The 16,979-nt window shown below is 56.5% G+C and carries 2 protein-coding genes; both read left to right on the top strand.

Annotated features, from left to right (window positions below; genetic code table 11):
- Window positions 1-104: 104 nt before the first annotated feature.
- Complete coding sequence (locus PEH01S_RS21735) at window positions 105-13,124, top strand: non-ribosomal peptide synthetase (protein ID WP_127487975.1); 13,020 nt, start codon at window positions 105-107, stop codon at window positions 13,122-13,124.
- Window positions 13,125-13,150: 26 nt separating this feature from the next.
- On the top strand, window positions 13,151-16,979 hold a 3,829-nt coding region (locus tag PEH01S_RS21730; protein WP_127487973.1), incomplete at its 3' end, for a non-ribosomal peptide synthetase.

The raw sequence follows: 16,979 nt of genomic DNA, 5'->3' as shown, positions 1-16,979 counted from the left end.
TGCCTTTTTCGAAGCGGCCTTACGATAAAATCTTTTTTCCGTTCGAGCCGGCCGGTGTGCCGGTCCGGTTCGGCCGGAAGATCGGATAGAGGGTGAAGGTGAATATGCTCAATCAGGGTGAGAAACTGTCATCGGGCGAAAAAATCGTGCAGTCCAGTGAATATTGGAAAAGTCTGGGACTTGGCGATGTAGATCGGGGCGCAGTGCCGCATGATTTTTTTAGCGAAGGCAAGTACGAGAAGCGAATCGCGACCTTCTCCGTCGACGGGGCGCTGCTTGCAAAGCTGGGCGCGCTGACCCATCACCACGACCTGCCCTTATTCGTCGTTTTTGCGGCGGGGCTGGTTGTTCAATTGTCCCGGTACAGCAATCAAGAGGCGTATATACTTGGCATTCCCGCTTATGTAGGCAGGCTGAAAGAGGATCATCCCATTAAAAATAAAATCCTTCCCTTGAAAACCGTCTTCTCCGGGGAAGGGACCGTCAAGCAGCTGCTGAAGGCCGTGCAGGAAAGCGTGCTGAAGGCATATGACAATCAGTATTGCGATGTAGAGCACGTCTTGAGAAGCGCGAATACATGCCGGAACGTGATGGAATTGACCTCGGTCAATATCGCCTTGAACACCTTGCATACGCCGGAGCATATCGAATGTTTAAGCCAGTCCGCCCACAATCGGCTCGCCATATGTCTGGACAAGCAGGGGACCCGTTCCTTGGACGTATCACTCGTTTATAATGCCAGGCTGTTCAAAGAAGAAGCGATGGAGCTTTTCGGAGCAAGATATCTCCGCATTGTCCGCGAGCTCGTTGCCGATCTGGAACGGTCCGTCCGTGACATTGAGATGATCGAGGAGGAAGAAAAGCGGCAAATCCTGCATACCTTTAACGATACGTTCGCCGACTATCCGCGCGAAGCGACCGTGAAAGAGCTGTTCGAGGCACAGGCGGACCAGACGCCCGACCGTCTCGCCGTCGTGTGCAGGACCCGGTCGTTAACCTACAAAGCATTGAACGAAAAGGCCAACCAGCTGGCGCGGCTGCTGAGCAGGAAGGGCGTACGGCCGGATACCCTTGTCGCGGTCATGACCCACGGCTCTTTAGAGCTGATCGTCGCCATGCTGGCGGTGTTGAAAGCGGGCGGAGCCTATGTGCCCATCGACGTCAGCTACCCTGACGAGCGGAAACAATACATGCTTCGCGATGCCGGCGTCGATATCGTTCTATCCACCCCGGAGCTGATGGGCGGGCTCGCCTTCGAGGGAACCTTCCTCGATCTGACGGACGATAGTCTCTTCGCCGGAGACGCCAGCAATCCGGAGACGGCCGCTTCCTCCCGAAATTTGGCCTATGTCATCTATACGTCCGGAAGCACGGGAAATCCGAAGGGGGTCATGATCGAGCACCGCTCCCTGATCAATTACATCAGCTTCTGCAGAGCGTACTATCAGCAAAACGGCATCGGCGATTTTCCTTTGTTCACCTCCATTTCGTTCGATTTAACGGTAACATCGATTTACGTTCCTCTCTTATCGGGCAAAAAAATAACGGTCTACGATACGAGCGACAAGCTTTCTTTTCTAGATATCGTGGAACAGCCGTTAGACATCATGAAGCTCACCCCGGCCCATTTAAGCGTCATTAACGGATTGCCGATCCACGATATCGCCATTTCGAAATTTATCGTCGGCGGGGAGGAATTGTCTTATCCGCTGACCGACAGCATTTACCGCAAGTTCCAAGGGAAAGTCGACCTTATTAACGAATACGGGCCTACCGAAGCGACCGTAGGCTGCATCGTGTACAAGTATGAACCGAAGGAGCAGTGGGAAAAGACGCTGCCGATCGGAAAGCCGATTCACAATACGAGAGTTTATATTCTCGATCAAGAACGCAGCCTGGCGCCGATAGGCGTCGTCGGCGAGCTGTGGATCGCCGGGGACGGGCTGGCCCGAGGCTACTGGAACCGGCCCGAGCTGACGGCGGAGAAGTTCGCGGAAGATCCGTTTCACGCCGGAGAACGAATGTACCGGACCGGAGATCTCGCAAGATGGCTGCCGGACGGCAATATCGAATTTTTCGGAAGAACGGACAATCAGGTGAAGATCCGGGGCTTCCGCATCGAGCTCGGAGAGATTGAGGCGCGGCTGCTCGGTCATCCCGAGGTGAGGGAAGCCGTCGTGCTCGCCAGAGAGAATGAACGGAACGAAAAATATTTGGCTGCTTATTTTGTGGGAACCGCCAAGGCGGATATTTCGGACATCAAAAGCTACTTGAAAGACAATTTGCCTGAATACATGGTGCCGCCGTACTTTACGCAGCTGAAGCAACTGCCGCTGACGGGCAACGGCAAGATCGACCGGAAGGCGCTGCCGGAACCCGGTATGGGCGGAAGAGCGGGCGTATACGAAGCGCCGAGGAATGAAGCGGAGGCGAGGCTTGCCGATGTGTGGGCAGAAGTGCTCGGCGTGGAGCGGGTCGGCATTCGCGACAACTTCTTCGACCTGGGCGGCGACTCCATCAAGGCGATCCGAATCGCTTCCAAGCTGCAGAGATACGGCTACCGGCTGGAAGTCCAAGAACTGTTCAACCACGGCACCATTCACGAGGTCAGCGGTAAAATCACTGCGAAAAAAAGCGGTATCCGGCAAGAGGCCGTCACGGGAGAGGCCGCGTTAACGCCGATTCAAGCGATGTTCTTCGAGCGCGGCATCACCGACCGGCACCATTGGAATCAATCCGTCATGCTGTACAGCAAGGACGGCTTTCGGGAAGACGTCGTGCGCGAGGTATTCAAGCACATCGTCATTCATCACGACGCCCTGAGGATGGTTTATCCAACTGGGAACGGCCGGATCAGACAAGTGAACCGGGCTGCCGACGGCCGGTTGTTCGATTTTATGGTGGCGGATTATCGTCAGGAGGCGGATGCGGAAGAGCTGATTCGCGAGCAAGGGTATCGGCTTCAAAGCAGCATCGATCTGGAGCATGGGCCGCTCGTCAAACTGGGCTTGTTCCGGACGAACGAAGGGGATCATCTGCTGATTGCCATCCACCATCTGGTTATCGATGGCGTATCGTGGAGGATTTTGTTGGAAGACTTCGTCTTGGGCTGCAAGCAGGCGCTGAACGGCGAGCGCATCGGTTTTCAGGAGAAAACCGACTCCTTTCAAGCGTGGGGGGCGTATTTGCGGAGATTGACGGAAAGCGAACGGCTGCAGGAAGAAGCGGCCTATTGGGAACGGATCGAACAGGCCGATGTGAAACCGCTGCCGGCCGACAGGCCGTGGAACGAAGCGGACGGCAAGCATAAGCCGGCGTCGCAGCGGAAGGTTCGAATCGAATTCAGCCGGGACGATACGGAAGATTTAGTAAAGCGAACGAACCGTGCCTACAATACGGACATCCAGACCGTCTTGCTGACGGCGCTGACGCTCGCCGTGCAGGAATGGACGGCCGAAGAACGGGTGCTCGTCAATCTGGAAGGACACGGCAGAGAAACGCCGGAAGGGGAGCTCGATATCAGCCGGACCGTCGGTTGGTTCACTACCCACTATCCGGTTCTCTTGGAAGCGGACCGGGGCAGCAGCCTCGCTTATTCGATCAAGCGGGTAAAAGAAACACTGAAGCAAATTCCGCATAAAGGAATCGGCTACGGCATCCTGAAGCACCTCGGCGAGCCGAAGCCGTGGAAGGCCCGGCCGCAAATCAGCTTCAATTATTTAGGGCAATTCGACGAGGAGCTTCGCAGCGGCATGTTCGAGCTGTCCAAGCTGTCCGGCGGTCCTTCCGTCAGCCCGAACGCCGAGCCTTTGTACGAGATCGATATCGTCGGTGACATTTCGGACGATCGGCTCGCCCTGACGATTGCCTATAACAGCGGCAGCCATCACGAAACGACCATAACGAATCTGGCCGATTCGTTTAAGCGCCATCTTCTGGCGGTCATCCGCCATTGCATGAGCCAACCTCATGGGGAGCGAACGCCTTCCGATTACATGGCGGGCGATCTGGAGCTGGAAGAGCTGGATGCGCTGAAAACGAAATATGAAAGCGGTATGCAGCTTCAAATCAATGAAATATACCCGCTCACGCCGATGCAGGAGGGCATGCTGTTCCATTCGCTGATGGATGGGGAATCCAGCGCCTATTTTGAACAAAGAGCGTTTACGGTCGAAGGCTTGCCCGACATCGCGCTGTTTGAAGAAAGCTTCCGGCGGCTCGTTCAGCGGTACGATATTTTAAAAGCGGCCGTCGTTCATGAAAGCTTGAGGACGCCGAAGCAAATCATACTCGAAGGTCGGCAGGCAAGGTTCCGTTATAAGGATTTGAGCGCATGGCCGGAAGGGAAGTGTGCGGATTATGTCGCGGCCTTTGAAACTGCAGATCGTACCGCAGGATTCCGTCTTAGCGAAGATCCCTTGATCCGTTTGACCGTATTCCGGCTGAGCGGAACGCGGTGCCGGATCGTCTGGAGCTGGCACCATATTTTAATGGACGGCTGGTGCGGCGGCATTGTCATGAACGATTTCTTCACGATTTACTACTCTCTCCTGGATCAGCAAGAGCCGGCATTGGAAGCGCCGGTACCTTACTCGCGGTATATCGAGTGGCTGCAGCGGCAGTCCAAAAGCAAGGCGGCCCGGTACTGGGAACGGTATGTGGAAGGCTACGAGACGGTAGCGCAAATTCCCGGCAACGCTGCACCGGAAGGTAAAGCCTACAAAAAGGGCCAGCTCGTATTTACGCTAAACCAGGCATGGACGGAAGCATTGACAACGATCGGCAAAAAGGCGCAGGTGACGATGAATACCGTCATCCAAGCCGTTTGGGGTGTACTGCTGCAAAAATACGTTCATGCGGAGGATGTCGTGTTCGGGACCGTCGTCTCGGGACGGAACGCCGATGTGGACCGGCTCGACGAGATGGTCGGGCTGTTCATCAACACAATCCCCGTGCGGGTGAGAACCGATAAGAGCACCCGGTTTGTCGATTTGCTGCAGCGAATGCAGCAGGAGGCGCTGGAATCCGGAAAATACGATTATTTTCCGCTCGCGGACATTCAAGCGCTGTCGAAGGTCAAGCGGAAGCTGGTCAATCATATTGTGACCTTCCAAAATTATTATGTCGACGATGCAATGATCCGCTGGAATACGAATCCGGAGTTGAAAGTGACGGATGCGACGCTCTACGAGCAAAACAACTATGACCTTGACGTGACGATCGTTCCCGGCGACGAGCTGAGAATTCTGCTTGCGTACAACGAGCATGTATACGATGCGGAGTGCGCTGCCGGCGTGCAGCGCCATTTGGAGCAGGTCATCGGGACGGTCGTCGCGAATGCAGAAATTCCGGTGTCGCAGATCGAGATGATTACGCCGGAAGAGAAGCGCCGGATTTTGTACGATTTTAACGTCACGTTGGCGGACGTTCCGCGGGTGAAGACGATCCATCGCTTGTTTGAGGAACAGGCGGAGCGCACGCCGGACCACGCGGCCGTGGTGTACCGGGCTGAACGGCTCACGTACCGCGAGCTGAACGAACAGGCCAACCGGCTCGCCCGTACCTTGCGGGCCGAAGGCGTGCGCCCTGACGGCTTGGTTGGCATTATGGCGGAGCGCTCGCTGGAGATGGTTGTCGGGATTCTCGGGATATTGAAAGCGGGCGGCGCGTACGTCCCGATTGATCCGGATTACCCCGGGGAGCGCATCCGATATATGCTGGACGATTCGGGAGCGCAGCTCCTTGTGCTGAGTCATCGCCGCTTGCAGGAACGGACGGGTTATGCGGGTAACATCGTGGCGTTGGACGACGCTGAGGCTTACGATGCGGATGGAGCGAACCTGGAGCCTGCGGCGGAGCCGAATCATTTGGCGTACGTGATTTATACGTCGGGCACAACGGGAAAGCCCAAGGGCGTCATGGTCGAGCATCGGCAGGTGGCTGCCCTGTCCGAGGCGTGGAGGCGGGAGTACCGCCTGGAGGAGCGCGTTCGGCTGCTGCAATGGGCAAGCTTTTCGTTCGACGTGTTTACCGGCGATCTGGTGCGGGCGCTGCTGAACGGCGGGGAGCTCATCCTGTGCCCGGGCGACGCCAGGCTGGATCCTGCGGCCATTTACGGGCTAATGCGGGAGCATCGGGTTACCATTTTCGAATCCACCCCGGCCCTCGTCCTTCCTCTGATGAACGACGCGTTTGAGCACGGGTGGGATATGAGCTTTATGCGGACGCTGATCGTCGGCTCGGATCAATGGCCTGCAGGTGAGTTCCGCCAATTGAACGACCGCTTCGGCGCAGACATGAGAATTATTAACAGCTACGGAGTGACGGAGGCGTGCATCGATGCCAGTTATTTTGAGCAAACGGAGGGGCAAGCGCCGCGCGAATACCGGAGCTTGCCGATCGGCAAGCCGCTGCCGGGCGTCAAGCTGTACATTTTAAGCGGGACGATGGCGGTTCAGCCGATTGGCGTGACCGGCGAGCTGTATATCGGCGGGCGCGGGGTGGCGAGAGGCTATCTTCGCCGTCCGGAGCTGACCGCGGAGAAGTTCGTAGACAACCCGTTCGCGCCGGGCGAGCGGATGTACCGGACAGGAGACTTGGCCCGCTGGCTGCCGGACGGAACCGTTGAATTTTTGGGCCGGATCGACGATCAGGTCAAGGTGCGCGGCTTCCGAATCGAGCCGGGAGAAATCGAGGCGAAGCTGCTCGGCCATCCGGCCGTCAAGGAAGCGGTCGTTCTGGCGAAGGAAATCCGGGAGCGGGAGACCGTTTTGGCGGCGTATCTCGTCGGACCGGACAAAGCCGCGCTAACCGAAATCAGGAGCCGCTTGAGGGAGAGTCTGCCGCACTACATGGTGCCTTCGTATTTCACGCTGCTGGAGCGGATGCCGCTAACGGGCAACGGCAAGGTGGACCGCCGTGCGCTGCCGGAGCCGGATCTCGAGGGAGGGGCGGGCGAATACGAGGCGCCGGGAACCGAGGCGGAGGCGAGGCTGGCCGAGGTGTGGCGCGAAGTGCTCGGCGTAAGCCGGGTGGGCGTCGGCGACAACTTCTTCGAGCTTGGCGGAGATTCGATCAAAGCGATCCGCATCGTCTCCAAGCTGCAAAAGCATGGATACCGCCTGGAGATCAAGGAGCTGTTTCAAGGCGGCAGCGTAAGGGAAATAAGCCGTAGAATAACGCAAAATGAAAACCGCATCGAGCAAGCGGCGGTTACCGGAGAAGTCGGGCTTACGCCGATCCAAACGATGTTTTTCGAGCAAGGCTTTACCGACCCGCATCATTGGAACCAGGCGGTCATGCTGTACAGCCGTCAAGGATTTCAGGAGGGTATCGTCCGCCAAGTGTTTGAACGCATCGTGATCCACCACGATGCGCTGAGGATGGTTTACCGCAAACAAAACAACCGGATCGTCCAGGTGAACCGGGCTGCCGAAGGGGCGCTGTTCGATTTGACCGTAATCGATTATCGTCCAGGACCTGACGATCCGGACACGATTCAGGAGCAGTGCGCCCTGATTCAAAGCAGCATCGATCTGGAGAAGGGTCCGCTGGTGAAATTGGGATTGTTTAAAGCGGCTGACGGGGACCACCTATTGATAGCCATCCATCATTTGGTTGTCGATGGGGTGTCTTGGCGAATTTTGCTGGAGGACTTCGCCTTGGGCTGCCAACAGGCGTTGAACGGAGATCCGATCGTGTTCCAGAGCAAAACGAATTCCTTCCAAGAGTGGGCCGCTTATTTGCGGAAGCAAGCGGCAAGCGAACGGCTGCAGCGGGAGTTTGCGTATTGGGACCGTCTCGACAAAGCCGAACTCCCCGTCTTGCCTGCGGACCGGAAGGACGCGGAGGACAGCTGCAAGCTTAAACATGTTCAAAGCGTGAGCGCGACGTTCAGCAAGGAAGAAACGGAGCATTTGCTGAAGGACACGAATCGAGCCTACCGTACCGAAATCAACGACATCCTGCTAACGGCGCTGGGACTCGCCATCGGGGAATGGACGGCCGGGGAGCAGGTGCTTGTGAATCTGGAGGGCCATGGCAGGGAGAAGCTGGAGGGGGATATCGATATTACCCGGACCGTAGGCTGGTTCACGACGTATTATCCGGTCCTTCTCCCGGTGCGGAAAGACCGTCCGCTTTCTTATTCGATCAAGAGTGTCAAAGAAACCTTGAGGCAGGTTCCTCATAAAGGAATCGGCTACGGCATTTTGAAATATTTAGGAGAAGCGCGGATTTGGAATAAGGTGAGGCCCCGGATCAATTTCAACTACTTGGGGCAGTTCGACGAGGCGTTCGTCAACAGCATTTTTGAAATGTCCCCTTTATCCGCCGGCCCTTCGGTCAGTCCGGAAGGGGAGCAGGAGTTTGACATCGATATAAGCGGAATCATCACAAACCGGCGCCTCGAAATCACGATCCGGTATAACAGCGGCAAATATAACGAAAGCACGATGGAAGCCGTCGCGGCGTTGTACAAACGCAGCCTGCTGGCCATTGTGGAGCATTGTCGAAGCCGGCCTTCCGTCGAGCCGACACCTTCGGACTATTCGGCAGGCGATTTGGACCTCGAAGAGCTGGAAGCGTTGAAAGCGAGCTATGAACAAGAGCGGAAATTCAAAATAAAAGATATTTACCCGCTCACCCCGATGCAGGAAGGCATGCTGTTCCACTCCTTGCTGGATCAGGACTCCGGCGCTTATTTTGAACAAACGTCGTTTGTAAGCGAAGGCGAGCTGGATATCGCGCTGTTCGAAGCGAGCTTCCGTCGGCTCTTCGAGCGATACGACATTTTAAGAACGGTTATCGTTCACGAGAATTTGAAATCGCCCAAGCAAATGATACTCGAAGGCCGGGCGACGGACTTCCATTACGAGGACCTCAGCGGGTTGGGAGAGGAGCAACGGGCTTGGCGTATCGCAGCCTTTGAAGCGGACGACCGGAAGCGGGGCTTCACGCTTAGCGAGGACAGCTTAATCCGCTTGTCCGTACTCAAGCTTGGCCGGGAACGCTACAAAGTCATTTGGAGCTCGCACCATATTTTAATGGACGGCTGGTGCAGCGGCATCGTGATCCGGGATTTCTTCGCGATTTACGGCTCGCTGCGGAACGGACGGAAAATCGCTTTGCAGGAACCGGCGCGTTATCGGGACTATATCCGGTGGTTGCAGCAGCAGCCTAAAAACAAAGCGCGGCACTATTGGCAGGACTACGTGGCCGGCTACGATACGGTCGCCCGGCTGCCCGGCAATTTTAAAGCTAAAGGCGGGGAGTTCAAGCGAGCAAAGCTGACGTTTACCGTGGAGAGGGCGATGACGGAGGCGCTTGCGGGCATCGGCAAAGAAGCGCAGGTGACGATGAATACGATCATCCAGGCCGTATGGGGGATTTTGCTCCAAAAGTATGTCAATGCGGAAGACGTCGTTTTCGGCTCCGTCGTTTCCGGCCGGAACGCCGATGTGGAAGGCATCGAAGAGATGGTCGGACTGTTTATCAATACGATCCCCATACGGGTGAGAAGCGATCGGAACACCCGATTTATCGATCTGTTAAAAGACATGCAGAACGATTCGCTCGAATCGGCTCCGTACGATTACTACCCGCTGGCGGACATTCAGTCCATGTCGGAAGTGAGGCAGCAATTAGTCAATCATATCGTGATTTTTCAAAACTATTATGTGGAAGATCGGGTTCAAGGCTCGCATGAGCCCGAGCTGGGCTTTACGTTGAACGAGGTCACCGTGCATGAGCAGACGAATTATGATTTGGATGTGATGGTGTTCCCGGGCGACGAGCTGAAGATCATGTTTTCTTACAATGAACAGACGTACGATCGGCAAAGCGCGACGAAGGTCATGCGCCATTTTCAGCAAATTATTGGAGCCGTTGCCGGGAACTGCGAAGTGAAGGTTTCGCAGATCGATATGACGACCGAGGACGAAAAGCGGCTGCTGCTGGATGCGTTCAATGCGACGAAAATGGAATATCCGCAGGAGAGGACGCTCCAGCAATTGTTCGAGGCGCAGGCGGAAGAGCGGCCGGATCGGGTCGCCGTTGCGTTCGGGGACCGGTCCTTCACGTATCGGGAGCTGAATGAAAAGTCCAATCAATTGGCCCGTGTGCTGCGCGGCCAAGGGGTCGGGGCGGATACGATTGTCGGACTCATGGTCGACCGCTCTTTGGAGATGATCGTCGGGCTTCTTGGCATTTTGAAGGCCGGGGGCGCCTACCTGCCGATCGATCCGAAGCATCCGAAGGAACGGATCGAGTACATGCTGGAGGATGCGAAGCTTGGGATACTGGCGACATCCGCCAAGCTGGCCGATACGGTAGCGTTTCGCAGGACCGTTATCGACATCACCGACGAGGAGCTTTACAGCGGCGAATCCGGCAATTTGGAGCTCGTAAATACGTACGGCGATTTGGCATATGTCATCTATACGTCCGGTTCGACGGGCAACCCGAAAGGCGTCATGGTCGAGCATCGGCAGGTCAACAATTTCATTCATGCGATGGCGAAGGAAACGGAGCTGACCTCGTGCGGGAGCTTGCTGTGCATCACGACGATTTCCTTCGACATCTTCGGTCTGGAAACGCTGCTTCCGTTGACGCGCGGGATGAAGGTCGTCGTGGCGAGCGAAGAAGAAGGCACCGACGGCGCGCTGCTGGCGGCGTTGATCGAGCGGCACGGAATCGAAGCGATGCAGAGCACGCCGTCGCGCCTGAAGCTGCTGCTGGAGCATGCGGCGTTCCGGCATGCTCTGGGCAAGCTGGACACGGTGCTCGTCGGGGGCGAGGAGCTGCCTGCTGCGCTGGGGAACCAGCTCCAAGGCTATGAGGGGCTGAACCTGTACAACGTGTACGGCCCGACGGAAACGACGATCTGGTCCGCCGCGAAGCGCATGCGGGGCGAATCGGCCGGGGGGACCATCGGGAAGCCGATCGGCAATACGCAAGTTTATATCGTGGACGCCTATCATCAGCTCGTTCCCATCGGCGTGCCGGGACAATTATGTATCGCAGGCGACGGCGTTGCGAGGGGGTATTTCCATCGGCCGGAGCTGACGGCCGAGAAATTCGTGGAGAACCCGTTCGCCGCCGGAACGCGGATGTACACAACCGGCGATTTAGCCCGCTGGCTGCCGCAGGGCGAGATCGAATTTTTGGGCCGGATGGACAATCAGGTGAAAATCAGAGGCTACCGCATCGAGCTGGGGGAGATCGAAGCCCGATTGACCGAGTGCGAATCGGTCAAGGAAGCGGTCGTCGTCGCCAGAGAGGACGAGCGGAAGCAAAGCTATTTGTGCGCTTACGTTGTCGGCCACGAAGGGGCCGACATCGATAAAGCGAAGCTAAGGCAGCGCTTGAAAGAAACCCTGCCGGAGTACATGCTTCCTTCTTATCTCGTCCAGCTGGAGCGCATCCCGCTCACGAGCAACGGGAAGGTAAACCGGAAGGCGCTGCCTGTACCGGACGAAAGCGGGCTGGTCGTCAGCGGCTATTATGAGGCGCCGCGAAACGGCATCGAAGAGACGCTGGCGAGCATATGGAGCGGCGTGCTGGGTGTCGGCAAAATTGGCATTCACGACAATTTCTTCGACTTGGGCGGCCATTCGCTCAAAGCGACGATCGTGATGGGCGAAATCCATAAGCGGCTTCAGGTCGACGTGCCGCTGCGGGAGCTGTTCCGGAGGCCGACGATTCAAGAGCTGGCCGGTTATATCGCAGGCAGCGCCGTACAGGCGTATGAGGCCATCCAGCCGTGCGGAGAGCAAGCGTGGTACGAAGCGTCCTCGGCGCAAAAACGGATGTACGCGGTGCAGCAGCTGGACCGGCAGAGCACGGCCTACAACATGCCCGGCGTATTCGAGCTGGAAGGGGCGCCGGATGCGGAGCGGATCGAGTCGGCGCTGAAGCGGCTTGTGCAACGGCACGAGGCGCTGCGTACCTCCTTCGCTGCGGTGGACGGGGATATCGTGCAGAGGATCGATTCCGATGCGGCATTCGCGATGACCTTCAGACGGAGAAGCCGGACGGATATTCATACGATCGCCGCCGAATTTGTGCGTCCGTTCGAGTTGGAGCGCGCGCCGCTCTTCCGGGCGGAGCTGGCCGAGAGCGAAGGGAAGACGTATTTGTTGATCGACATGCACCATATCGTCTCGGACGGCGTGTCCATCAGCATTCTGTTCAAGGAATTTGTCCGGCTCTACAATGGCGAAGCGCTGGAGCCGCTGCGGATTCAGTACAAAGATTTTGCCGCATGGCAAAACAAGCAGCTGCGGGAAGGCGCCATGGAAAAGCTGGAGGCGTATTGGGTAAGCCAGTTCGAGGATGGCGTGCCGGTGCTGACGCTGCCATACGATTACGAAAGACCGGCCATGCAAAGCTTCGAGGGAGAGGCGCTGCACTTCGCGCTCGGGGAGGAAGCGACCGTTCGGCTTCGGTCGATGGCGAAGGAGCAGGAAGCGACGATGCCGATGGTGCTGTTGTCGGCCTTTACGATACTGCTGTCCAAGTACAGCGGGCAGGAGGACATTGTGGTCGGACTGCCGATCGCCGGGCGGCCGCACGCCGATCTGCAATCGATGGTGGGCATGTTTGTGAACACGCTGGCCTTGCGGAACCGGCCGCAGAGCGGGAAGACGTACAGCGCGTTTTTGCAAGAAGTCAAACAAAACTCGCTTCGCGCCTATGACCATCAGAGCTATCCGCTGGAGCAACTGATCGAAAAGGTGAATGTCCGGCGGGATAAGAGCCGCAATCCGTTATTCGATGCCATCTTTCATATGAACAATATTGACTATGGCACCGGTTCGGAAATGGATGGTCTGCTTTTCAAGCCCGTTCCGTTGGACAGCGGCTTAACCCGGGCGGATGTAACGTTATCCGGTTACGAAACCCACAATAATATCGAGCTGAATTTTACCTACTCCACACAGCTGTTCAAGCGGCAAACGATCGAGCGGGCGATTGTCGATTTGATGTATATCATCGGCAGGATATGTACCGATCCTCTTCAAACGATTCATGAGCTTTGCCGTTTAAGCGAAGAGGAGGAAGCCTATATTTTACAAGAAAAAGCGGAGGTCCACAGCTTGAGGAGCGCCGAGTTTGATTTTTAAGACGATTGAGGGGACGGAGGTTTGACATGGAAAACAACGGCCTTATCTATGACGATGCAGCAGGCTCCGGTACGTACTGGACAAGCTTAGCTTTGGACGAAATCGATAGAACCGGCATACGCTACGATGGTTTCCTCAGCCATGCCTATCAACGCGAAAGCCTGGCTGTTTCCTTGGAGGAAGGGCTGGCTCACCAATTAAACTCCGTTACGAAAAACAATGACCTGCTGCTGTATGTGGTTTTCTTGGCGGCCTTGGATATTGCGCTGTACAAGTACACGGGCCATGATGAACGAATCATTGGCGTTCCGGCGTACGCTTCGGGCAAAGGCAAGCAGCAAACGTTTGGCCCGAAGGTGCTGCCCTTGAAAACGAGCCTGCGCGGGGAGCTGACCGTGAAGCAACTGCTCAAAGAGACGCAGCGGCGCCTGCTGGACGCTTACGAGAACCAGTATGCCGATGTGGAACATATCCTGCGGCAGGCTCATGTATGCGAAACGGTCATGGATCTGACCCCCGTCAGTCTGACGATGAATCGTCTGCATGTCCGCGACGATATCGACTACATTTGCAGCTCCGGCAAAAATGAACTCGCTTTATGCATCCATAAGGACGAAGACGGCTCCATCGAAGCCGACTTCGTCTATAACGCCGGCTTATTTGAGGCCGGGACGATCCGGCTGTTTGCGGCCAAATATGTTGAAATCGCCCGCCAAATGATAACCGCTCCGGATCAAAGCATCGCTCGGATTCGGCTTGTTCATGAAGAAGAAACGAATCGAATCCTTGTCGATTTTAATCCTGCGGAGGTGGAATACAGCGAACAAAAGAACACGCTGCCGGAGCTGTTCGAATCACAGGCCGAGACAACGCCGGATCGTATAGCTTTACGGTTTGGAGACCGGCAGCTCACGTACCGGGAGTTAAACGAACAATCCAATGCTTTGGCAAGGGTGCTGCGGGCTAACGGGGTTAAACCGGAAGCGATCGTCGGCGTGCTGCTGGAACGGTCGGCGGAGCTGGCCGTCGGGCTGCTTGGCATTTTGAAAGCCGGCGGCGCTTATGTGCCGATCGATCCGAAGCATCCGAAGGAGCGGATTGAGTTCATCCTCCAGGAGACGGGAGCGCAGCTGCTGCTATCGACCCGCAGCCTGGCGGGCGGCATTTCCTTCGGCGGAACGCTGCTGGATGCCGCTGACCCGAGTCTGTTTGCAGGAGATGGGGGCAAGCTGGACGTTGTCGCAAACCCCCATCATTTGGCCTACGTTGTCTATACTTCGGGGACGACAGGAACTCCCAAAGGCGTGATGGTCGAGCACCGCACGCTGAGCATGACGATGCTCTGGGAGCGGCAGGAGTATGGCTTTACAGCCGACGATGTCACGCTGGTTACGACGAACTACGCTTTTGACGGGTTTGTCACCGCCTTGTTCACCCCTTTGATTTCCGGAAGCAGCGTCATTTTGACGAGCGACGAGGAATCGGCGAATCCGTATCGGATCGCCGAATATCTGAAGCGTGGCGCAGTGACCTATTATACGAGCGTGCCGGCGATCTATTTGACGATATTGGAATACTTGCGTGCGGAAGATACCAAGCACCTTAAGGCTGTCACGCTGGTCGGCGAAGAGCTGCCGGTCAAAGCGGTCGAGGTTACGCGGCAGCTCAATCCGGATATTGAAATCATCAACCGGTACGGGCCTTCCGAAAACACCGTAGACACCACGATTCTGAGACAAGTTCAGCCGGGCGGCAGCGGCGGCATCCCGATCGGGAAGCCGATCCCGAATACGAAAGTATTTATCGTCGATAAGCATCACGACCTCGTTCCGATCGGCGTGCCCGGCGAACTGTGCATCGGCGGGGACCGGTTGGCCCGGGGGTATTGGAAGCAGCCGGAGCTGACGCGCGAGAAGTTTATCGACAGTCCTTTTGAGCCCGGGAAAAAAATGTACAAAACAGGCGATTGGGCGAAATGGCTGCCGGACGGGAACATTCAGTTTCTGGGAAGAATCGATAATCAAGTGAAGGTCAGAGGGATTCGCGTCGAGCTTCGGGAGATCGAGAACCGGCTGCTGGCCCACCCGGATGTGCGGGAGGCTGTTGTGCTGGTCCGGAAGAACGAACAGCAGGAGAATGATTTAACCGCTTATTTTACAGGAAATCCGGGTGTGTCTGCGTCTGCCGTCAAAGCCTGGTTAAAAAAGAGCTTGCCCGATTCTATGGTGCCCGCGCACGTGATCCGGCTCGACCGCATGCCGCTGACGCCCAATGGAAAAATAAACCGGAGAGCTTTGCCGGAGCCGGATCTGCGCGGATCGCGGGGGGAGGAATATGCAGCTCCAAGAAATGAAATCGAGGCGCTGCTTGCGGACGTCTGGAGCGATGTCTTAAGAGTCGAACGGATCGGGATCGATGAGGATTTTTTCGATCTCGGAGGGCATTCCTTAAAAGGGACGATTCTGATCGGCAAACTCCACAAGGAGATGAACGTCAAGCTGGCGCTCAAGGATTTGTTTCTGCATCCGACGATCCGGGAACTGAGCGGCTATATCGAGGCGGGCCGGGATTTCGGACACGAAAGCGCGTACGAAACGATCGAGCCGTGCGAAGCGCAGGAATGGTGCGAAACCTCCTCCGCCCAGAAACGCATGTTTATGGTCCAGCAGATCGAAAAAGGCACTGCCTACAATATGCCGGCGGTCTGCGAAGTAGAAGGCGACTTCGATGCGGAACGCATCGAAGCGATCTTCCGGGCGTTGGTTTCGAGGCATGAGTCGCTGCGCACCTCCTTCGAAAACCGGCAGGGCGTCATCATGCAAAGCATTCATGACGGTCTCGAGTTTCGGATGGGCATACGGGAAGAGAACGACCGGGACATCGACACGCTGATCCGGGACTTCATCCGGCCCTTCGACTTGGGGCGGGCGCCGCTGTTCCGGGCGGAGCTTGTTCACAGCCGCGGGCGGACGTATCTTATGGTCGATATGCATCATATCGTCAGCGACGGCGTATCCGTCCGGCTGCTGATGCGTGAATTTGAGAAGCTGTACAACGGCGGGGAGCCGGAGCCGCTTCGCATCCAGTACAAAGATTTTGCCGCTTGGCAAAACAAGCTCCTGCAGTCGGAAAGCATGAGCCGGCAAGAGGCGTATTGGCTTGAGCAATTCAAGGACGAGATTCCTGTGCTCGAGCTGCCGTATGATTTTGCGCGCCCCGCCATGCAGAGCTTCGAGGGGAGCTGCGTAAGCTTCTCCCTGAATGAAGCGGAAGCGGAACAAGTGCGGAGCATCGCCCGGGAGACGGGGAGCACGACGCAGATGGTGCTGCTGTCAGCCTTTTATATTTTGCTGGCCAAGTACAGCGGACAGGAAGATATCGTGATCGGAAGCCCGACGGCCGGCCGGCCGCATCCCGATTTGCAAGGCATCATGGGAATGTTCGTCAATACGCTTGCGCTGCGGAATCAAGTGACGGGAGAAAAACAGTATTTACAATTTTTGGAGGAAGTCAAGCGAAACGCGCTTGAAGCCTATGAGAACGAAAGCTATCCGTTCGAAGCGCTGCTCGATAAGGTGCAGGTGATGCGGGATACGAGCCGCAACCCGTTGTTTGACGTCGTGTTCAATATGAATCATGCGGACGATGAAGCCGAAGCGGCGATCCGCGGCCTCCGGTTAACTCCAATCCCGCGGGAGAGCGGTCTGTCCAAGTTCGATTTGACGCTGAATGCGGACGAAAACGGGCGGACGATCGAATGCAGCATCGAATACAGCACCAAATTGTTTCAAGCGGAGACGATTAGCAGGATGGGACGGCATTACAAGCACATCGTCGCGCAACTAGGCAAGGACC

Origin of the sequence: Paenibacillus ehimensis NBRC 15659, from assembly GCF_004000785.1 — a bacterium.
GTDB classification, from domain to species: Bacteria; Bacillota; Bacilli; order Paenibacillales; family NBRC-103111; genus Paenibacillus_G; species Paenibacillus_G ehimensis.
This window is presented reverse-complemented; position numbering and strand designations above follow the sequence as displayed.